The organism is Candidatus Rhodobacter oscarellae (assembly GCF_001078595.1).
Lineage (GTDB): Bacteria > Pseudomonadota > Alphaproteobacteria > Rhodobacterales > Rhodobacteraceae > Rhodobacter_B > Rhodobacter_B oscarellae.
The window spans coordinates 966,098-984,573 of record NZ_LFTY01000002.1 but is presented as its reverse complement, the minus strand read 5'-3'; the positions used below and the strand labels follow the sequence as shown (position 1 = coordinate 984,573).

Here is an 18,476-nt window from a genome sequence, read left to right as displayed (position 1 = left end):
AGTTGACAGGTATTTGTATGTTAAGTGGCTCGGTTCTTTTCGGCAAGCCGCTCGTACTCCTGCAGCGCGAAACGGTCCGTCATGCCCGCGATGTAGTCCAGCACGATGCGCGCCAGCGCGGTCTCGCCGGTCGCGGCCGCCACGTCCTTGCGCCACTGCTTGGGCAGCAGGTCGGTCTGCGCCATGAAGAGCGGGAACAGCGCATCCACGGCCTTGGTCACCTCCTGGCGCATCTTCACCACCTCTGGCGCGCGGTACATGCGGTGGAACAGGAACTTGCGCGTGACCTGCAGCTTCTCCCAGACCTCGTCGGAGAACCGCACCATGGGCCGGCCCGCCTCGCGCACGTCCTGGGCGTCCTTGGGCGCGAGATCCGCCAGGCGCTGCGTCGCCTGCCCGATCACATCCTCGACCAGGAGCCCAAAGAACCGCCGCAGCGCCTCGTGCCGCCTGCGGTAGTAGTTCAGCCCCGGATAGAGCCGGTCGACCTCGGCAAAGCAGCCATCCAGCAGCGGCAGCTCGGCCAGCTCGTCGGTCGAGAAGAGTTCCGCCCGCAAGCCGTCATGCAGGTCGTGGCTGTTATAGGCGATGTCGTCGCTGAGCGCGGCCACCTGCGCCTCGGCGCTGGCATGGGTGTGCAGCTCTAGGTCGTGGCGGGCGTTGTACTCGGCCAGCGCATAGGGGATGTCGCCCGTGACCGGGCCATTATGTTTCGCAATGCCTTCAAGGGCTTCCCAGGTGAGGTTCAGGCCGTCGAAATCGGCGTAGTGCCGCTCTAGCGAGGTGACGATGCGGATCGCCTGCGCGTTGTGGTCGAACCCGCCATAGGGCGCCATCAGCCGCTGCAGCGCGTCCTCGCCGGTATGCCCGAAGGGCGGGTGGCCCAGATCATGGGCCAGCGCCACCGCCTCGGTCAGCTCGACATTCAGCCCCAAGGCCCCCGCGATGGTGCGCGCCACCTGCGCCACCTCAATAGAATGCGTCAGCCTGGTGCGGAAGTAGTCCCCCTCATGCTCGATGAAGACCTGCGTCTTGTGCTTGAGCCGCCGGAAGGCGCTGGCATGGATGATCCGGTCCCGGTCGCGCTGATAGCAGGACCGGAAGGTCGAGAGATCCTCGGGGAAGAGCCGCCCGCGCGAGGTTTCCTCCCGCGCCGCGTAATCTTGTGTCATCTGCGCGCCATTCTTGTCGTCCTGTCCCAGGGAGACTATATTGCGCCTAAGTTGAAACCCCAATGACGGAATGCGCGATGCTCCTGCCGCCGAAAGTCACACCCCGCGCCTTTGAGCGCCTGGCCGAGATCGGCGCCGCGGCCCAGGGCAAGGCCCTGCGCGTGGCCGTTGAGGGCGGCGGCTGCTCGGGCTTCCAATACGAGATCGACCTGGGCGAGCCCGCCGATGGCGACCTGGTGCTTGAGGGCGCCGGCGAGTCGGTGGTGGTCGACGAGGTGTCCCTGCCCTTTTTGGCGGACGCGGTGATCGATTTCTCCGAGGAGCTGATCGGCGCGCGATTCGTGATCGAGAACCCCAACGCCACCTCAAGCTGCGGCTGCGGGACCAGCTTTTCGATCTGAACGTGATCCAATTGAGTTCGCTGCGCTCACGCATGTTTAGCCCTTACGGGCGATGGGCGCCTCTCCGCGACGTCGCGCGCCCGGGCGGCGCAACAAGCCGCTAGGCAAGCCGCGCCGCTTCCGCAATAAGCGGCGCGATGCAATACGACACGATCATCATCGGCGCCGGCGCCGCTGGCATGTTCTGCGCCGCCCATTGCGGCGGGCGCGTGCTGGTGGTGGACCACGCCAAGGCCCCCGGCGAGAAGATCCGCATCTCTGGCGGCGGGCGCTGCAACTTCACCAACATGTATTGCGGGCCGGAGAATTTCCTCTCCGAGAACCCGCATTTCGCCAAATCCGCCCTGGCGCGCTACACGCAGTGGGACTTCATCGACCTGGTGGCGCGCCACGGCATCGCCTATCACGAGAAGACCCTGGGGCAGCTCTTCTGCGACGGCTCCGCCAAAGAGATCATCGCCATGCTGCGGGCGATGATGGCGCGCGCCGAGCTGCGGCTGCAGGTCTCGGTGACGGGGGTCGAGCAGCTGGGTGGGCAGTACCGCGTCGGCCTCAGCGACGGCACCGTGGCCCATGCCGACAACCTTGTGGTGGCCTGCGGCGGCAAGTCGATCCCCAAGATGGGCGCGACCGGCTTTGCCTATGACATCGCGCGGCAGTTCGGGCACCGGGTGACCGAGACCCGCGCGGGGCTCGTGCCCTTCGTGTTCTCGCCCGACGTGATGGCGGCGCTAAAGCCGCTCGCCGGTGTCGCCACCCCGGCCAGGGTGCGCGCCGGTGCGGGCTCCTTTCAGGAGGCGATCCTGGTGACGCATCGGGGTCTGTCGGGCCCGGCCTGCCTGCAAGCGTCCAGCTACTGGGCCGAGGGGGAGGCGATCTCTGTTGATCTGGACCCCGAGGGGGCTTTGCTGGGCCGGTTCCGAGAGGTTCGCGCCCGGCAGGGGCGCCGCGGCGTGACGGGCGTGCTGTCCGAGCACCTGCCGGAGCGGCTGGCGCGCCACATGGCCACCGAGGCGGGCCTTGTTGGCAACGTCGCCGATCTGAGCGACGCAAGGCTGGAGGAGGTTGTCGCCGGGCTGCGCGACTGGCAGCTCAAGCCCGTCGGCACCGAGGGCTACCGCACCGCGGAGGTCACCTTGGGCGGGGTGGACACGGCGGGGCTGAGCTCGAAGACGATGGAATCCAAGACTGTTCCGAGGCTCTACTTCATCGGGGAATGCGTGGATGTCACTGGCTGGCTTGGGGGGTATAATTTCCAATGGGCCTGGTCCTCGGCCTTTGCCGCGGCGACAGCGATCACGCAGCGGGCCGCATAGACCCCAGGATTGCATCCCGCGCGCGGCCCAAATTTCTTTTTGGAAGAAATTTGCCAAACTCTTTAAAGAGTTTGGTCACCCCCCCTTCGCCCCACATCTCGTTCGAAACCGCCCCGCGCCCATTTCCTTGCAAGGAAATGGCAAGTCTCTTCCAAGAGACTTGGACCGCCGCACGGTTTCGCCTTGATCCCCTCCCCGCAACCCGTCAGGTTCGCGGCCATGAAAATCGCGACCTTCAACATCAACGGCATCAAGGCGCGGGCCCAGGCCCTGCCCGATTGGCTGGACGAGGCGCAGCCCGACGTGGCGCTGCTGCAAGAGATCAAATCGGTGGACGAGGCCTTCCCCCGCGAGCTCTTTGAGGAGCGCGGCTATAACGTCGAGACGCACGGCCAGAAGAGCTTTAACGGCGTGGCCATCCTGTCGAAATACCCGCTGGAGGACGTCACCCGCGGGCTGCCCGGCGATGACAGCGACGCGCAGGCGCGCTGGATCGAGGCCACGGTGGTGAACGAGCGCGCGGTGCGCATCTGTGGGCTCTACCTGCCCAATGGCAACCCGGCGCCGGGGCCGAAATACGACTATAAACTTGCCTGGATGAAGCGCCTGAAGGCGCGCGCGCAAGAGCTTATGGCATCAGAAGAAATCGCGCTTATGGCGGGGGATTACAACGTCATACCGCAACCCGAGGACGCCGCCCGCCCGGAGGCCTGGGTCGAGGACGCGCTGCACCTGCCGCAGACCCGCGCCGCCTTCCAAGAGATCGTGAACCTGGGCTTCACTGAGGCCTTCCGCGCCCGCAACCAGGCGCCGGGGCAGTACTCGTTCTGGGATTACCAAGCCGGGGCGTGGCAGCGCAATGACGGCATCCGCATCGACCATTTCCTGCTGACGCCGCAGGCCGCGGATTTGCTAACCGACTGCCAGATCGACGCCCATGTAAGGGACCGCGAGAAACCCTCTGACCACGTGCCGGTTTGGATCGAGCTGGACGCATAGACCAGCGGATTTTGGCGGCGGTGCCAAGTCTATTCAACGGAAGCGTTGGGTCTGCTTTGAACCCTTTTAGCGGACCAAGGGACTCACCCACGACATGCCTGAAAAGGGCAATGGCGCGTTAGTCCGGTTCTGGTCGATGTGCAGGCTTGAACGAAGCGCCTGCGTTGGAGCTGGGATAGGGCGCGTCAGGAATGGCTACTCCAAGGTGCTTACACAGCGGTTTCCATCCATCACCCAGATTGTGAATTAACAACCGTTCTTTCGGAACCGTATCAAGAACCTCGCGAACATGCGCCTTGTAAACCGAGATACAGTGGTCGCGATCAAGCGGACGTTTGTCAAAGGTAAGATCCATCAGGCCTCGGGCCAAATCAGTCCCAGGCAAATGTTTCACCACCTTAAGCAGCGTCTTTTCATAGCTCAGCCACCAGCTTTCCGGGCTTCGATGGGTCAGAATTACACGCGCGTCCGGAAATGCGTCTATGAGATCACGCCAATAGAGCACGGAGGGCCAGTCCACCGCAGCCTGAAACCCTTCGAACAGCCGTTCCCAGTCCGGGGCTTGCCCCCGGACGGCGACATCTGCCCATAGTCTCATCTGAGTGTCGTCACGATACACTTGACGCATATGATGGCATGGATCGAAACCAAGCATTTCCAGGGCAAACCGCATTGACTCAGTGCCCGTCCGACCGAAACCAGTTCCGATGACCGCCAAAGTCATAGTTCGCGTCCTCCCAAAACGATAAGTGGCGCTAGTCTTGCATGTTAGGGAGCGGCTATCTAGTCAGCCATCTTAGCACGTCGGATGACCGCTTCGTCCCGCTAATCGTCGGGGTGTGAACTACAGACGACTTATAGCCACTTGAGCACTTACGCAGCGATGCAGCCCAGCTAGGCCGCGTCCTCCTCGGCCATCTGGCGGTGCCAGAGCGCGGCGTAGCGCCCGTTCTCTTCCAGCAAAGCGTCATGGCTGCCCACCTCGGCGATCACGCCGTCCTGCAGCACCACGATCCGGTCCGCGTGCACGATCGTTGACAGCCGGTGCGCGATGGTTAGCACCGTGCGCCCCTGCCCCATCTCGCGCAGCTCGTGCTGGATCTCGGCCTCAGTCTCGCTGTCCAGCGCGCTGGTCGCCTCGTCCAGCAGCAGGATCGGCGGGTTCTTTAGGAGCGTGCGCGCGATGCCCACGCGCTGCTTCTCGCCGCCCGAGAGCTTTAGCCCGCGCTCGCCCACCGTGGTCTCGTAGCCATCCGGCAGGCTGCTGATGAAGTCGTGGATCTTGGCCGCCTTCGCCGCGGCCTCGATCTCGGACCGGCTGGCCTCGGGGCGGCCATAGGCGATGTTGTAAAAGATCGTGTCGTTGAACAGCACCGTGTCCTGCGGCACCACCCCGATCTGGGCGTGCAGGCTTTCCTGGGTGACGTCCCGCACGTCCTGGCCGTCGATGCGCAGCGCGCCCCCGTTCACGTCATAGAAGCGGAACAGAAGCCGCCCGATGGTAGACTTGCCCGAGCCGGAGGGACCGACGATGGCGACCGTCTCGCCCGCTCGCACGGACAGCGACACGCCCTTGAGGATCGGCCGCGCCGCCTCGTAGCCAAAGACCACATCTTCCAGCGCGACCTGGCCCGCGGACACGTCCAGATCCTTGGCCCCCGGCTTGTCGGCAACCTCCTGCGGCTGGTCCAGCAGGTCGAACATCTCGCCCATATCCACCAGCGCCTGCCGGATCTCGCGATAGACCGTGCCCAGGAAGTTCAGCGGCATGGTGATCTGGATCATATAGGCGTTCACCATGACGAAATCGCCCACCGTCAGCGTGCCGTTCTGCACCCCCATCGCCGCCATCACCATCACCACCACAAGCCCCGTGGTGATCAAAAAGCTCTGCCCGAAATTCAGGAAGGCCAGCGAGTAAGAGGTCCGCAGCGCCGCCTTCTCGTAAAGCCGCATCGCGCCGTCATAGCGCCCCGCCTCGCGCGCCTCGGCGCCGAAATACTTCACCGTCTCAAAGTTCAGCAGGCTGTCGATGGCCTTCTGGTTGGCGTCGGTGTCCTGGTCGTTCATCTCCTTGCGGATCTGCACCCGCCACTCGGTGACCTTGAAGGTGAACCAGATATAGAGCGCGATGGTCAGCCCGATCACCAGCAGGTACCAGGCGTCCAGATACCAGGCCAGAAAGCCCGCGATCATCATGAGCTCTAGGATCAGCGGCCCGATGGAGAACAGCAGGAACCGCAGCAGGAACTCCACGCCCTTGACGCCGCGCTCCATGATCCGGCTGAGCCCGCCCGTCTTGCGCGTGATGTGGTAGCGCATCGAGAGCCGGTGGATATGCTGGAACGTCTCCAGCGCCAGCCGCCGCAGCGCGCGCTGGCCCACCCGCGCAAAGATCACGTCGCGCAGCTGCTGAAAGCCCACATTCATCAGCCGCGCCAGGCCGTAGGCGACGGTCAGGCCGACCGCCCCCAGGGCCAGCATCGCCGCGGGCCCGTCCAGATCCCCCGCCAAGGCGTCGACCGCGAATTTGTACAAAAGCGGCGAGCCCGTCGCCACCAGCTTGGACGCGATCAACGCCAGCATGGCGAACACCACCCGGTACTTCACCCACGCGTATCCCGGCTCTGACGGCCACAGATAGGGCGTCACACGGCGCACCGTTCGCCAGCCGCGCGCGCGCTGGGCGGCGGCTTGCTCCTTGTCATAGGAAGGCGGGGATGTGGTGCGTCGCATTGCGGCTACACCTATGTGTCCGGATTGCGAAATGCCAGCCTACCGGCGCCCTGCGATGTTTCTTTTTCAACCGCTTGATGCAACTATCCGGCACCAAACGACGAATGACGGGGTAAATCTTGGAAGCACTCGGCTTGACCTTTGAGATGTTGGTGGTCCTAGGGGTCCTGGCCTTCACGATCATGCTGTTTGTGACCGAGGTCGTGCGGGTGGACGTCGCCGCGATTCTGGTCATGGTGCTGCTGGGCTGCTTGACGATGCTGCCGGGGCTGGAGAACCTGGTGGACGTGCGCCATCTCTTCGACGGGTTCGGTTCCAACGCCGTGGTCTCGATCATCGCGGTGATGATCATCGGCGCGGGGCTGGACCGCACCGGCGTGATGAGCACCGTGGCGGCCTGGATCTCGAAGGTGGGCGGCGCCACCGAGAGCCGGATCATCGTGCTGATCTCGTCCACCGTGGGCGTGATCTCGAGCTTTATGCAGAATGTGGGCGCGGCGGCGCTGTTCCTGCCGGTGGTCAACCGGGTCTCGGTGCGCACCGGGCTGCCGATGTCGCGCCTGCTGATGCCGATGGGGTTCTGCGCCATCCTGGGCGGCACGATGACCATGGTGGGCTCGTCGCCCCTGATCCTGCTGAACGATTTAATCCTGTCGATCAACGGCTCCATCGGGGAGGAGTTCCAGATGGAGACCTTTGAGCTTCTGTCGGTCTTCCCCGTCGGCATCGCTTTGGTGGCCACCGGGCTTTTATACTTCGTGATCTTCGGGCGCTTCGTGCTGCCCACCGTGGCCGAGCATGAGGGCGCCAGCGCGCAGTCCACCCTGGACTACGTGAACGCCACCTACGGGCTGGACGGCACCATCCACGAGGTGCGCGTGCCCCTGGGCAGCCTGCTGGTCGGGCACACGATCGACGACATTCAGCAGGCCTTTGAGCTGCAGATCGTGGCCACGCATTTCCAGGGCCGCACCTACCCCGCCCCGCCGCGCGACACCGTGCTAGAGGCCCCCGCCGTCCTGGCCATCATCGCCGACCATCAGGCCATCGAGGAGTTCAAGATCAGCTTTGGCCTGACCGAGAGCACCGGGCTTGACGAGTTCGCCGCCACGCTGGGCGCCGACAAGGCCGGCATCGCCGAGGTGGTGATCCCGCCCGGCTCTGGCAATATCGGCAAGTCGATGCGCGAGATCTGGCTGCGCAAGGTCTATGGCCTCTCCCCCATCGCGATCCATCGCGGCGGCGAGACCATGCAGCGCGACGAGGCCAGCTTTGGCGACCTGACGTTCCAGGCCGGCGACACGCTGGTCTGCCACACGCCCTGGGAGGCCCTGGTGCGCTTAGAGAAGGACCGCGATTTTGTGGTCGTCACCACCGAGTTCCCGCATGAGGACCTGCGCCCCAAGAAACTGGGCTGGGCGCTGCTGTTCTTTGCCATCGCGCTGTCGCTGATCCTCTTCACCGACCTGCGGCTGTCTTTGTGCCTGCTGGTCGGCGCCGCAGGGATGATCGTCACCCAGGTCCTGTCGATTGACGAGGCCTACGAGTCGGTGAGCTGGAACACCGTGTTCCTCTTGGCCAGCCTGATCCCGCTGGGCCAGGCGGTGCAGGTCTCGGGCACGGCAGAGTGGATCGCCAACCAGGTCCTCTTTGTGCTGGACGGGATGCCGATCTGGGTGATCCAGGCCAGCGTGGCGGTGCTGGCGACCTTCTTTACTTTGGTGATGTCCAATGTGGGCGCCACGGTGCTGCTGGTGCCGCTGGCGGTGAACATCGCCATCGGGGCGGGCGGCAACCCGGCGCTTTTCGCGCTGACCGTGGCGATCTCGACATCGAACTCGTTCCTGATCCCCACGCACCAGGTGAACGCGCTGATCATGGGGCCGGGCGGCTACCGCGTGACGGATTTCATGCGCGCCGGCGGGATCATGACGCTGCTGTTCCTGGTGGTGTCGATGGGGATGCTGAACTTGGTGTTCTAGCGGGGGGCGCGACGCCCGGTGGCCCGTATGGAACCACCGCGCGCCGCCTAGGCTGTCAACGCTTAGAGGCCCAGGGCCTTGCTGGCCCGCGCCAGAGCCGCCTTGAGCAGCTCGGGATTGTCAGCCGCCGCCTCGATGGCGGTCTTCAGCGTGGCTTTTTCCAGCACGCCGAGCGAGGAGCCGTCGACATAGTCCAGCGTCTTGTCCAGAGCGAAACCTTCCGTCGTGAAGAGCGCGGCGGGATCGGCCTCAGCGGCGGGCGCTTCGGTGGAAGCTTCCTCCGTTGTGGTTTCCTCAGAAGCGGGCGCCTGGGTGCTAACCTCTTCGGTCCCGGTGTCTTCGGTGGCGCCGGTGACGCGCTCTAACGCCGTGCCGACACTCTCGCCCGCGGTGCCCGTGACGCTCTCGACCGCGTTTCCGACGCTCTCGGCGACGCCTTCCGCAATTGCTCCGGCGGCTTCTCCTGCGTTTTCGGTCACGGTTTCCGTCACCGTTTCAGTCACGGTTTCGACCACATCGTCGACCACGGCCTCGGCCTCATCGACCACGGTCTCAACCGCCTCTTGCGCGGCTTCCGCGGCGCCTTCGACGGCCTCTTCGGCCTGCTCGGTCACCGTTTCAATCACCTCCTCGACCGGGGTGGTCTCTTGCGGGTCCTCCGCCACGTCCTCGGCGGGCGCCTCGGGCTCTGGCGCGGGCGTTTCCGCAACCGGCTCTGGGGCCTGGGGCTCTGGCGTGTTCGATTGGAAGAAAATCACTCCGATGACAATGGCGGCCCCAACGACTAGGCCAATGATTAGATTTCTGTTCATACTACGTCCCTTGAACTCAAACGCCGCCAAACACCGGCGGCACGCAGGCGCCCTATGTCAGCGGCGCCAACCGCGTTGCAAGCAGAAACCGCCCGCGCGCAGGCGCAGCGGCCAGATTCCGGTTGAACCGGCGGGGTTCCGCCCGTATCTTAGGGTCTCGACGCCGCAATGATATAAGGACGACAGCCATAGCTCGCAGACCCCACAACGCCCCGCCGCAACGAGACACAGGACCCCGTGTGAACGACCGGATCAGGGCGCCCGAGATCAGACTGATTGGAGCTGAAGGCGAGAATGTCGGCGTGGTGCCGCCCAGCCGTGCCATGGTGCTGGCCGAGCAGGCCGGGCTGGACCTGGTGGAGATCTCGCCCAACGCGACCCTGCCCGTCTGCAAGATTATGGACTTCGGCAAGTTCAAATACGAACAGCAAAAGCGCGAGAGCGAGGCCCGCAAAAAGCAGAAGACCATCGAGGTCAAAGAGGTCAAGTTCCGCCCCAACACCGACACGCATGACTACGACGTCAAGATGCGCAACGTGTTCAAATTCCTCGAGAATGGCGACAAGGTGAAGGTCACCCTGCGCTTCCGGGGCCGGGAGATGGCACACCAGAACCTGGGCCGCGAACTGCTGGAGCGCGTCGCCGAAGACGTGGTGGAGCTGGGCAAGGTCGAGAACATGCCCAAGATGGAAGGCCGCCAGATGGTCATGATGATCGGACCGCTGAAGTAACGCCTTGACCACACCGACCAGCACCCACCAAGCCATCTACAAGACCGAGGAAGGGGCGCCCGACGGGCGCCTTTCTTCACCCGTGTTCGAGCGCAACAGCCCACCGATTGTGGCGGCACTTGTGCCGCTGCTGGGCGCGTGCCGGGGCACCGTCCTAGAGATCGGCTCTGGCACCGGGCAGCACGCGGGCGCGTGCCAGCTCGCCTTCCCGCAGCTCACCTGGCAACCCAGCGACCGAGAGCCGCAGCACCGCGCCTCGATCGCCGCCTGGCGTGCGCAGCTGCGGCTGGAGCCGCGCGCGGCCCTGGACATTGACGCCGCGACCGATTGGGCGCCCCTTGTGGCAGATCTCGCCCCCCTGGACGCGGTCATCGCGATGAACGTGATCCATATCGCGCCCTTCGCCGTGGCCAAGGGCATCCTGCGCGGCGCGGCGCGGACCCTGGGGTCGGGCGGGCTCTGCCTGCTCTATGGCCCGTTCAAGGAAGACGGCGCCCATACCGGCGCGGGCAATGCCACCTTTGACGAGCGCCTGCGCGCGGAGAACCCCGCCTGGGGCATCAGAGATATCGGCGAGGTGGCAGAGATGGCCGCCGCCGAAGGTTTCGCGCCCCCGGATGTGACGGTGATGCCCGCCAACAACCGCCTGGTTACGCTCCACCTTAGTTAGTGCGCCCCGCGGACGGTATTGGCCTGGGGCTGGCATTTTCGCGCTACAATTTTCTTCCAAGAAAATTGCGAAACTCTTGCAAGAGTTTCTTCAGCGCGCCCCAAAATGACCGCTCTATCGCAACCTCTTTCCGGCGCGCGGGGCCACTTTCCTTAGAAGGAAAGTGCAAATCTCTTGCAAGAGATTTGGCGCGCCCAAAAGACTGCTGTAGCCCAGAAACACCGGTTCTCTTAAGGAGCTACTAACTGAGCCCCAGCGCCTCTAGACTTTATTTCACATTTTGGTTAATCAATATCCATCCATCAAGAATAGGAGATTTCCCGATGCAAAAAATTGCCGCCTCCAAAGACGACTGGGTCACAGCAAGAACCGCGTTCCTCGCGAAAGAAAAAGCACATACCCGCGAGCGGGACGCCCTCGCCGAAGCCCGCCGCGCCCTGCCCGCCTTAAAGGTCCAACCTGGCTACAGCTTCACGGGGCCTGACGGCAGGATGTCTCTCAGGGATCTTTTCGGAGACAAGACGCAGCTGGCCGTCTTCCATTTTATGTTCGGCGACGGTTGGGCGGAGGGCTGCCCCAGCTGCTCTTTCTGGGCCGATAACCTAGACGGGGTCGGCGTGCATCTGGCGCATCGGGACCTGGCGCTGGTGGCGGTGTCGTCGGCGCCCTACCCTGACCTGGCCGCCTATCGGGCGCGCATGGGGTGGTCCTTTCCCTGGGTCAGCGCGCACGGATCTAGCTTCAACAGCGACATGGGCGTGAGCTTCACGCAAGCTGAGATCGACGCGGGCACGGCCATGTATAACTACGCGCCCAAGGGTTTCCCCTCGACCGAGGCGCCGGGATTTACCTTCTACCGGCGCGAGGGCGATGACATCTATTTGACCTACGCCACCTATGGGCGCGGTTTGGATCACTTTAACGGCGCCTACCAACTGCTTGATCTTGCGCCGAAAGGACGGGGCGAGGCCGACCTGCCCTGGCCGATGGCCTGGCTGCGCCGGCATGACCAGTATGACGCGCTTTAGACCGCCAACGCGCGGTGCGGGTCGCGCACGGGCTCAAGGGCGGCGTCGATGACCTCAAGGCCTGCGCTGGCCCCATGGCCCTGCTCTGACAGAACGCGCCGCCAGCCGCGCGCGCCGGGAAGCCCGGCAAACAGGCCCAGCATATGCCGCGCGACCTGGTGCAGGCGCCCGCCCTCGGCCAGATGCGCGGCGATATAGGGGCGCATGGCGTCAACCACCTCGAACCGGTCGAGCGGCGGCGTTGTCTCGCCGAAGATGCGTTGATCGGCGTCCAGAAGAACATCCGCGGGCGTGTGGTAGGCCGCGCGGCCGATCATCACCCCGTCCATGCAAGCGGCCAGATGCGTCTCAACCTCGTTAAGGCTGCTCACGCCGCCATTGATCGAGAGGTGCATGTCCGGGAAGTCGCGCTTCATCTGATAGACAAGCTGGTAGTCCAGGGGCGGGATCTCGCGGTTTTCCTTGGGCGATAGCCCCTGCAGCCAGGCCTTGCGCGCGTGGATCGCCATGCGGCGCACCCCCGCGCCGCGCATGGTCTCGATGAAGGCGGGCAAGATCTCGGCGGGCTCCTGGTCGTCGACGCCGATGCGGCATTTGACAGTGACCTCAGCGGGTTGCGCGGCGATCATCGCAGCGACGCAATCCGCAACAAGCGCCGGGTTCTCCATCAGCACAGCGCCAAAACAGCCCGACTGCACCCGGTCGGACGGGCAGCCGATATTGAGGTTGATCTCGTCATAGCCCTCGTCGGCGGCCATGCGCGCGGCCTCGGCCAGCTCCTTTGGCTCCGAGCCGCCAAGCTGCACCGCGACCGGGTGCTCGGCTGGATCGAACCGCAACAAATGCCGCGCCCCACCACGCACCAGCGCGGGCGCGGTCACCATCTCGGTGTAAAGCAGCGTCCGTTTGGACATAAGCCGGTGCAGATAACGGCAATGCCGGTCCGTCCAATCCATCATCGGCGCAACGCTCAAACGCGCCGCCCTGTAAATGTCTGATTTTTCTACCTTTTTATTCATATTCTTCAGTTTTCAACACGCCCGTTTAGCGCTTATTTTTGCTTGTTTTTGCCTATTTTGTGCTATTGGGACAAAAAAAGTTGTTCCGATTCTCGAAAAGTTGTTCCGCTATGGCCCATATCATCGAACGCAAGCGCAAAGACGGCTCTGTCGCTTATCTCGCACAGATAGCCATAAAAAGGAAAGGAAAATGGGTGCATCGGGAAGCCCGCAGCTTCGACCGGAAATCCGCCGCCAGCGCTTGGCTGAAGAAACGAATGAAGGAAATCGAAGCCGCCGGTGAAGACCTGTCATCGATCCGCAACCGGGGTCGCACCCTTGCAGATGCAATCGACAGATACACCCGTGAAAGCGTGAAAGAGATTGGCCGGACGAAAGCACAGGTGCTGCGGGCAATCTGCGAATATGACATCGCAGACATGGCCTGCAGCGACATTCAAAGCCACGACATTGTCGCCTTCGCCAAGGAAATCGGCGCAACGCGCACCCCATCCACCGTCAGCAACTACCTTTCACACCTTGGCGCTGTCTTCGCATTGGCACGGCCAGCATGGGGCATGGAATTAGATCAGCAGGCGATGAAAGATGCCTTTGTGGTCTGCAGTCGGCTGGGAATCACTGGAAAGGGCCGCAGCCGCGACCGTCGCCCGACATTGGATGAACTGGACGCCCTACTAACCTTCTTTGAAGACAAGCACACCCGCAGGCCCAGTTCGCTGCCCATGCACAGGGTTGTGGGCTTCGCCCTGTTCTCGACACGGCGACAGGAAGAAATCACGCGGGTTGCATGGGACGGCTTAGACACTGAACACAGCCGGGTGTTCATCACCGACATGAAGCACCCCGGCGACAAGATCGGCAACGATGTCTGGTGTGACCTTCCAGAACACGCGCTGAAGATCGCATTGGCGATGCCACGCAACAAAGACATGGTCTTTCCATATCACAGTGACACCATTAGCGCGTCATTCACGCGGGCGTGTAAGTTTTTGGGGATAGAAGACCTGCGCTTTCATGATCTGCGTCATGAAGGCGTGTCGCGGCTCTTCGAAACAGGACTTTCGATTCCGCAGGTTGCCGCCGTGTCCGGGCATCGCTCATGGTCTTCTCTTCAGCGATACACCCATATCAAACAGACGGGCGACAAATATGAAGGTTGGGAATGGCTGGATCGGCTCACCGTGCCACTACCAAAGAAAAAGGCGCAGCGGATTGCAAATCCAAAGGCATCCATAAACAAAACAGCCACTTAGGTGACTGCAGTTATCAGGACAAACACTGAACAAGCCGTGAACCTGACAACCTCTACTTTACCCGCTTATCCCAGGTCACGACATCAAACAGAAACTGCGGTGAGACGCGCTGTGGGTTGGGCAGGCCAAGCGCCGCTGCGCAAATCTCCGAACAAAACCAGCGCGATTCATCGTGACGGCCAAGGGCCAGCACCTGCGACAACAGAATGCCATTGTAGTCATACTGCGCGCCGATGCGGTCGCGGATGAATTGGGCGGGCTTATCGGCATCGATCCTCAGTTCGACCAAATCCCAGCTTTCCGGTTTCAGCAGGATGCGCTTGGCGCGGACACCGCCATCCCGTCCCGACGATGACAGGCACTGCGCGGTGTCGCCATGCTGTGCGCTGCCCGGTATCAGCTCCACATGACTGTAGACGCCGCCCGTGGCGAAACGGATGGCCCCGTCCTGCAGGCGCTGCCAGCGGGTCTTTCCTAGACCCTTGTAGAATGCCAGCGTGATCATTGAACCGCCCTCGCCGACGCATCAGTGCGCTGCTGGTCATACCAATCCGCACAGCGGCGCGTTCGGGCGTTCTGACGGGACAAGGCTTCATCCAGCTTCAGCACAGCCACATCCAGCCTATCGCCTTCGGTGATGCCGCCACGGGATGTGCGGCGGCAATCGTCGGGATACTCCGGCCAGATCGCAGCGGCGCGGGCTTCGCCCACAGCCTCGCCAGCGGCTTGGATACGGGCGCTGTCAGTTCGAGCGCAAGCGGCGCAGAAGATCGGTATCAACAACACCATCAGGATTGACTTGGGTTTCATGTTCAAACGCCTCCAATTCCGTGGCGAAGCGCAGGGCCTCGCCTTCCGCCACTTGAATCCGTTCCTGCAGCGCCCGATTGGCCTCAGCTGCAGCGGCCATGCGACGGCGCAGGGCGTCCAGTTCAGCCTGCGCCGCTGTCAGTTCGAATTGCTGGACAAAGCCTTCACGGGCAGCGTTGATTGCCTGCCGCTTGTCATAGACATGCCAACCCCACAGCAGAGCGCACAGCACCACGGCCAGACCGGCGCGACTGGACAGAAGCCGCCAGCCAAAGCGCAGACCAAGCCCCATCATTCGAGCGGCCCACCATTGTCAGCGCCAAAGCGGGTCTGGGTACTGAACCATTCCATGCCATGGGCAGCAGCCAGATTGATAAACACGGGCCAAAGTGCTGCGGACAGGATGGCTTGGGTGCCATCCACCGGGGCAGATGCGGCCTCTCTGACCGACATCCACACGAATGCCGCGCACCACAGCAGGAACACGGCCCATGCCTGTTCGCGCTTGCCCGATCTGCCGCCGATCACAAAGCGACCAAAATGCTTCAGCATGTCACGCCTCGTTTGTGGTGGTTTGGACACCTGCAGCGCTGACCTGCAGCCGCCTGCCAGACATCGGGAAGTCATTGGGCCAGCGCGCGGTCAGCAGACGCGATTTGGCGATGCGCGACACGGTGACAGCGTTCGATTGGTTGCCGCCCAGCACATGGAAATGGGTGGCGTCTTCGCCGTGATAGAAGCCCACATGCCCTTTCCAACCGGACTTGCTGCCCCGCCAAAAGGTCAGGATGGCTCCGAACTGCGGCTTGCAAGGCTGGCCGAACTTCCCCCAGTTGCGCGCGCCAAGCGGGTTTTCAGGGATGGCAATGTCGGAATCCCAGTGGCGCAGGCAGGTGGCGACAAAGGCCCCGCACCACGGCACGTCGCGCGGATCGATCCAACTGACCGATTTATCGAACCAGCTGCGCAAGCGGCTGTAGTTGCGCGCCTCATGCAGGCCCCGCACATCCGCCGCATGGGCCATCCACGGCAGTGCGGGCTGATCGGCTGCAGGTTGTTGTTTGCGGCCCATCAGGGCCTTTTGGGTCAGCGGCCCCAGATAGGGACGTGGCTTCAGGCCAACGCTACGCTTGAAGGCCACGATGGCTGCATCCGTTTTCGGGCCGCGCACCCCGTCAATCGGGCCGGGGTCAAAGCCTAGTTCTTTCAGCCGCGCCTGCACGGCCATCCAGTCGATGTTCATATCAATCTCCCACGAAAAAGGCCCGCACGATGGCGGGCCTTTGGTTTCGGGTTGGTGAAGTGCTGAGCCTATTCAGGCGGCGTCAGCGCTTCGGTCACAGCGGTGGCGCGGGTCTCGATCTCGGCAATCGTCGCCTCGATCCCCTTGGCCATGAAAGGCAACTTCACGTCGCCCGCCTCGACCTTGGCCAAGAAATCCGCTGACATGGCCGCAAACGGCTCTGCAGCGGCGCGGACTTCAGCCAGTGAACCCGCCGTGGACAGCTTCGCCACCAGCGATGCAAGGCCAAAGACGGCCAGCGCCGCCGCATCGGACGTGGTGCCCAGCCTGCTGAGGCTGTCACCCGCGCGTTCATCAATGCGCTGGCGAATTTGAGCGCGGATTTCATCAGGGCCGTAGGACACTTCCACGCCCAAAGGGAGTTCATCGGGAAAGTCCGCCAAATCCATGGCAGGCCCTTCATAGACGGTGCGTCCGTCTGGCAGTGTGATCTTCATGTTCGATCTCCAACTTCAAGGAATTGTTATGCGCGGCCAAAGACATTCAGCCGCGCTGCTGATCAGGTTTGGTTCAGGAAATAGGTGTCGTGCATCAAGAAGAGCGGGCTACGCGACACCTTGCCCGCAGACACCCATGGCCCGACGACCCAAATCTTCTGATTGTTGCCAGTGAATACGATGCGAAACGCATCAATATGGGCAAATCGGGTTTCGCTCCAAACAACATCTTCATGGACCATGCCAGCGTCCAAATCATGATAGTTCACCGAAATGCCGGACGCGCTGACCTGCGCGGCAATAAAGCCCGAACTATGCACCCCGCGCACTGGACGGTTGGGCAAGAGCGTTGCACGACCAGACCCGGACGCACCTTTCGAGCCAGTGATTTCAATGACATTGAAACTGTATTTCGGCGTCCCGGCATTCTGTGTGAACCCCGCAATCTCTGCCGGAATATCGGCGTGATCGGGGGCCAAAACCCGCTGTGTCACAACAGCTTCGGAATCGTTTGGAACATAGATACCGAGGGGCGAAACAAAGCCTCCATTGCTATCCGTGTCCAACGCACGCGCATTGCGCAGCAGATTGACCGCTGGATATTCTGCCCGCGCACCATCGGCAAAGGCATCCACCCGATCTTCAAGCCGCCCTTCCAAGCTGCCCACGTCGATTTCATTGGCAGAGGCCCGCGCAGACTGTGCCGCCATCTCAGCGCGCACTGCAGCATCCAGCACCTGACCCTCGACACCTTGTGCGCGCAGAACACCTGCCCCCAGAAGTTCGGCCAGATCAGCCGGACCAACTTCGGGCACCTGCAGCTTGCCAAACTCATAGGTGACCGCTTTGCCGTTTTCGTCGTTGGCATAGGCCCGCACATCGTAATGCGTGTTCTCGAACCCATTGGCATTCGGCCACAGATCGACGGCCACAGACCCGTCATTGCCGCTGACCACGTCAACCGGGGTGCGCACCAAAGCGGTGTTGGACCCCACATCCGCTGCCGTATGCGACAGCACAAAACGGAGGGTTGCGCCCGAAAGGGCAACACCATCCGGTCCCCGCAGGATGCCCTGCAGGGTTGTCGTTTGAAGCGCCATTGCTTCCTCCTTTTCATATATGCCGGAACCCCGGCAGGGACTTCAGCAGGTCACCCCGCCAAATTCTTCGCGTCAGCCTCGATCCGGGTCGGGGCCGTAGACAAAGGCCAGCCGCACCGCGACCACGCCCAAAGTGAATGTCAAAACCGTCTTGCCGAACAGCAGCGATGCGGGCAGCGCCGCTGCCAGTTCATCAACATGGCCGAACAGCAGACTGCCCAGCGTAGACATGGCCAAAAGCGCATAGCCGGTGGAAATCGTCTTCCCGAACGGCTCACGACCCGTGGCGTTTTGATGCGACAGCCACCAGCAGACTGCGACCAGCGCGACCGACACGGCCATATCGAACAGATCCAGGGCGGTCATTTCTTCACCATAAGCCGGTCTTGCATGGCTTTCACGGCCAATTCGCCACCGGACCCCATCAGGAAACCCGCCGCGAGATAGGACAGCGCACCCGCGCCGGTCATGGAGTCGATGACGTGGGCCAATACCCCACCAAGAAACACGGCAGACAACGCGCCGCTGATCCCTTGAATGACCCGCCGTTTCCACTGTTCTTCCGGCGCAAGGACCGCGCGAAAAAACGCACCCCCGACCCCAGCAAAAGCCAGCAAGGCCAGTTGTTCGCGCATGTTGTTGAATAGCTCTGCCAAGCTGTTTTGATCAGACATCTGCCCGCCTTTTTGTTGTTGATCCTTCATGGA

Annotated in this window: 22 protein-coding genes; 8 read left to right on the top strand and 14 right to left on the bottom strand. The window is 62.8% G+C overall.

Translation table 11 applies throughout. The features are described 5' to 3' along the window. Positions 1 to 20 precede the first annotated feature (20 nt). Positions 21 to 1,172, bottom strand: coding sequence for a deoxyguanosinetriphosphate triphosphohydrolase (locus AIOL_RS09720; RefSeq protein ID WP_049645363.1), 1,152 nt, complete (start codon positions 1,170 to 1,172; stop codon positions 21 to 23). Between the two features lie 77 nt (positions 1,173 to 1,249). On the opposite strand from AIOL_RS09720, the gene AIOL_RS09715 reads away from it, so the two are divergent. From AIOL_RS09715 to xth, 3 genes are all read left to right on the top strand, one after another. Then, a complete protein-coding gene (locus AIOL_RS09715; protein WP_049645362.1) occupies positions 1,250 to 1,573 on the top strand; it encodes a HesB/IscA family protein in 324 nt (107 codons plus the stop codon). A gap of 137 nt (positions 1,574 to 1,710) precedes the next feature. Continuing rightward, on the top strand, positions 1,711 to 2,889 hold the full coding sequence (locus AIOL_RS09710; protein WP_049642799.1) for a BaiN/RdsA family NAD(P)/FAD-dependent oxidoreductase: 1,179 nt from the start codon (positions 1,711 to 1,713) through the stop codon (positions 2,887 to 2,889). Positions 2,890 to 3,108: 219 nt separating this feature from the next. Beyond that, a complete protein-coding gene (gene xth / locus AIOL_RS09705; RefSeq protein ID WP_049642798.1) occupies positions 3,109 to 3,888 on the top strand; it encodes an exodeoxyribonuclease III in 780 nt (259 codons plus the stop codon). Positions 3,889 to 4,006: 118 nt separating this feature from the next. On the opposite strand, the gene AIOL_RS24360 is transcribed toward xth, so the two are convergent. Together AIOL_RS24360 and AIOL_RS09700 are read right to left on the bottom strand one after the other, a co-directional pair. Further along, positions 4,007 to 4,612, bottom strand: a complete 606-nt coding sequence (locus tag AIOL_RS24360; protein ID WP_082152511.1) for a sulfotransferase family protein — start codon at positions 4,610 to 4,612, stop codon at positions 4,007 to 4,009. Positions 4,613 to 4,782: 170 nt separating this feature from the next. Further along, positions 4,783 to 6,624 (bottom strand): ABCB family ABC transporter ATP-binding protein/permease, encoded by a 1,842-nt coding sequence (locus tag AIOL_RS09700; RefSeq protein ID WP_049642797.1) that lies wholly within the window; start codon positions 6,622 to 6,624, stop codon positions 4,783 to 4,785. Positions 6,625 to 6,743: 119 nt separating this feature from the next. Between AIOL_RS09700 and AIOL_RS09695 the strand changes: the two genes are divergently transcribed. Beyond that, positions 6,744 to 8,606: an SLC13 family permease gene (locus AIOL_RS09695; RefSeq protein ID WP_049642796.1), complete on the top strand. Its 1,863-nt coding sequence runs from the start codon at positions 6,744 to 6,746 to the stop codon at positions 8,604 to 8,606. 62 nt (positions 8,607 to 8,668) lie between these two features. Here AIOL_RS09695 and AIOL_RS09690 read toward each other — a convergent pair whose 3' ends face one another. Next, positions 8,669 to 9,418, bottom strand: coding sequence for a translation initiation factor 3 (locus tag AIOL_RS09690; RefSeq protein WP_152912458.1), 750 nt, complete (start codon positions 9,416 to 9,418; stop codon positions 8,669 to 8,671). A 239-nt stretch (positions 9,419 to 9,657) separates the two neighbouring features. On the opposite strand from AIOL_RS09690, the gene infC reads away from it, so the two are divergent. From infC to AIOL_RS09675, 3 genes are all read left to right on the top strand, one after another. After that, complete coding sequence (gene infC / locus AIOL_RS09685; RefSeq protein WP_235438951.1) at positions 9,658 to 10,149, top strand: translation initiation factor IF-3; 492 nt, start codon at positions 9,658 to 9,660, stop codon at positions 10,147 to 10,149. Between the two features lie 4 nt (positions 10,150 to 10,153). Further along, positions 10,154 to 10,819, top strand: coding sequence for a DUF938 domain-containing protein (locus tag AIOL_RS09680; RefSeq protein ID WP_200898748.1), 666 nt, complete (start codon positions 10,154 to 10,156; stop codon positions 10,817 to 10,819). 323 nt (positions 10,820 to 11,142) lie between these two features. Continuing rightward, the gene (locus AIOL_RS09675; RefSeq protein WP_049642794.1) at positions 11,143 to 11,847 is read left to right on the top strand and encodes a DUF899 domain-containing protein; all 705 of its coding nucleotides are present in this window, start codon (positions 11,143 to 11,145) and stop codon (positions 11,845 to 11,847) included. Here the strand turns inward: AIOL_RS09675 and dusA are convergent. Next, a complete protein-coding gene (gene dusA, locus AIOL_RS09670) occupies positions 11,844 to 12,866 on the bottom strand; it encodes a tRNA dihydrouridine(20/20a) synthase DusA (protein ID WP_049642793.1) in 1,023 nt (340 codons plus the stop codon). The genes AIOL_RS09675 and dusA overlap by 4 nt on opposite strands. A 110-nt stretch (positions 12,867 to 12,976) precedes the next feature. Between dusA and AIOL_RS09665 the strand changes: the two genes are divergently transcribed. Next, positions 12,977 to 14,119, top strand: a complete 1,143-nt coding sequence (locus tag AIOL_RS09665) for a site-specific integrase (protein ID WP_049642792.1) — start codon at positions 12,977 to 12,979, stop codon at positions 14,117 to 14,119. A gap of 52 nt (positions 14,120 to 14,171) precedes the next feature. Here AIOL_RS09665 and AIOL_RS09660 read toward each other — a convergent pair whose 3' ends face one another. From AIOL_RS09660 to AIOL_RS09625, 9 genes are all read right to left on the bottom strand, one after another. After that, entirely contained in the window at positions 14,172 to 14,624 is a 453-nt protein-coding gene (locus AIOL_RS09660) for a hypothetical protein (RefSeq protein WP_049642791.1), read from the bottom strand. Beyond that, entirely contained in the window at positions 14,621 to 14,830 is a 210-nt protein-coding gene (locus AIOL_RS25870) for a hypothetical protein (RefSeq protein WP_152912457.1), read from the bottom strand. The genes AIOL_RS09660 and AIOL_RS25870 overlap by 4 nt, the downstream gene beginning before the upstream one ends. 31 nt (positions 14,831 to 14,861) lie before the next feature. Beyond that, positions 14,862 to 15,224 carry a hypothetical protein gene (locus AIOL_RS09655; RefSeq protein WP_049642790.1) on the bottom strand — a complete coding sequence of 121 codons (363 nt, stop codon included), beginning with the start codon at positions 15,222 to 15,224 and terminating at the stop codon, positions 14,862 to 14,864. Next, the gene (locus AIOL_RS09650; protein WP_049642789.1) at positions 15,221 to 15,481 is read right to left on the bottom strand and encodes a hypothetical protein; all 261 of its coding nucleotides are present in this window, start codon (positions 15,479 to 15,481) and stop codon (positions 15,221 to 15,223) included. The genes AIOL_RS09655 and AIOL_RS09650 overlap by 4 nt, the downstream gene beginning before the upstream one ends. Position 15,482: 1 nt before the next feature. Beyond that, on the bottom strand, positions 15,483 to 16,172 hold the full coding sequence (locus AIOL_RS09645) for an NlpC/P60 family protein (protein WP_049642788.1): 690 nt from the start codon (positions 16,170 to 16,172) through the stop codon (positions 15,483 to 15,485). A 68-nt stretch (positions 16,173 to 16,240) separates the two neighbouring features. Next, positions 16,241 to 16,669, bottom strand: coding sequence for a hypothetical protein (locus AIOL_RS09640; protein ID WP_049642787.1), 429 nt, complete (start codon positions 16,667 to 16,669; stop codon positions 16,241 to 16,243). Positions 16,670 to 16,731: 62 nt separating this feature from the next. Continuing rightward, positions 16,732 to 17,769, bottom strand: coding sequence for a hypothetical protein (locus tag AIOL_RS09635; RefSeq protein WP_049642786.1), 1,038 nt, complete (start codon positions 17,767 to 17,769; stop codon positions 16,732 to 16,734). A gap of 72 nt (positions 17,770 to 17,841) precedes the next feature. Continuing rightward, positions 17,842 to 18,135 (bottom strand): hypothetical protein, encoded by a 294-nt coding sequence (locus AIOL_RS09630; RefSeq protein WP_049642785.1) that lies wholly within the window; start codon positions 18,133 to 18,135, stop codon positions 17,842 to 17,844. Continuing rightward, entirely contained in the window at positions 18,132 to 18,473 is a 342-nt protein-coding gene (locus AIOL_RS09625) for a hypothetical protein (protein ID WP_152912456.1), read from the bottom strand. The genes AIOL_RS09630 and AIOL_RS09625 overlap by 4 nt, the downstream gene beginning before the upstream one ends. Between the last annotated feature and the right edge of the window lie 3 nt (positions 18,474 to 18,476).

Excerpts from the sequence above, each read along its gene's own strand:
- AIOL_RS09720 (WP_049645363.1), bottom strand. The coding sequence starts at position 1,172 with ATGACACAAGATTACGCGGCGCGGGAGGAAACCTCGCGCGGGCGGCTC.
- AIOL_RS09715 (WP_049645362.1), top strand. The coding sequence starts at position 1,250 with ATGCTCCTGCCGCCGAAAGTCACACCCCGCGCCTTTGAGCGCCTGGCC.
- AIOL_RS09710 (WP_049642799.1), top strand. The coding sequence starts at position 1,711 with ATGCAATACGACACGATCATCATCGGCGCCGGCGCCGCTGGCATGTTC.
- xth (WP_049642798.1), top strand. The coding sequence starts at position 3,109 with ATGAAAATCGCGACCTTCAACATCAACGGCATCAAGGCGCGGGCCCAG.
- AIOL_RS24360 (WP_082152511.1), bottom strand. The coding sequence starts at position 4,612 with ATGACTTTGGCGGTCATCGGAACTGGTTTCGGTCGGACGGGCACTGAG.
- AIOL_RS09700 (WP_049642797.1), bottom strand. The coding sequence starts at position 6,624 with ATGCGACGCACCACATCCCCGCCTTCCTATGACAAGGAGCAAGCCGCC.
- AIOL_RS09690 (WP_152912458.1), bottom strand. The coding sequence starts at position 9,418 with ATGAACAGAAATCTAATCATTGGCCTAGTCGTTGGGGCCGCCATTGTC.
- AIOL_RS09675 (WP_049642794.1), top strand. The coding sequence starts at position 11,143 with ATGCAAAAAATTGCCGCCTCCAAAGACGACTGGGTCACAGCAAGAACC.
- dusA (WP_049642793.1), bottom strand. The coding sequence starts at position 12,866 with ATGAATAAAAAGGTAGAAAAATCAGACATTTACAGGGCGGCGCGTTTG.
- AIOL_RS09665 (WP_049642792.1), top strand. The coding sequence starts at position 12,977 with ATGGCCCATATCATCGAACGCAAGCGCAAAGACGGCTCTGTCGCTTAT.
- AIOL_RS09660 (WP_049642791.1), bottom strand. The coding sequence starts at position 14,624 with ATGATCACGCTGGCATTCTACAAGGGTCTAGGAAAGACCCGCTGGCAG.
- AIOL_RS09655 (WP_049642790.1), bottom strand. The coding sequence starts at position 15,224 with ATGATGGGGCTTGGTCTGCGCTTTGGCTGGCGGCTTCTGTCCAGTCGC.
- AIOL_RS09650 (WP_049642789.1), bottom strand. The coding sequence starts at position 15,481 with ATGCTGAAGCATTTTGGTCGCTTTGTGATCGGCGGCAGATCGGGCAAG.
- AIOL_RS09645 (WP_049642788.1), bottom strand. The coding sequence starts at position 16,172 with ATGAACATCGACTGGATGGCCGTGCAGGCGCGGCTGAAAGAACTAGGC.
- AIOL_RS09640 (WP_049642787.1), bottom strand. The coding sequence starts at position 16,669 with ATGAAGATCACACTGCCAGACGGACGCACCGTCTATGAAGGGCCTGCC.
- AIOL_RS09635 (WP_049642786.1), bottom strand. The coding sequence starts at position 17,769 with ATGGCGCTTCAAACGACAACCCTGCAGGGCATCCTGCGGGGACCGGAT.
- AIOL_RS09630 (WP_049642785.1), bottom strand. The coding sequence starts at position 18,135 with ATGACCGCCCTGGATCTGTTCGATATGGCCGTGTCGGTCGCGCTGGTC.
- AIOL_RS09625 (WP_152912456.1), bottom strand. The coding sequence starts at position 18,473 with ATGAAGGATCAACAACAAAAAGGCGGGCAGATGTCTGATCAAAACAGC.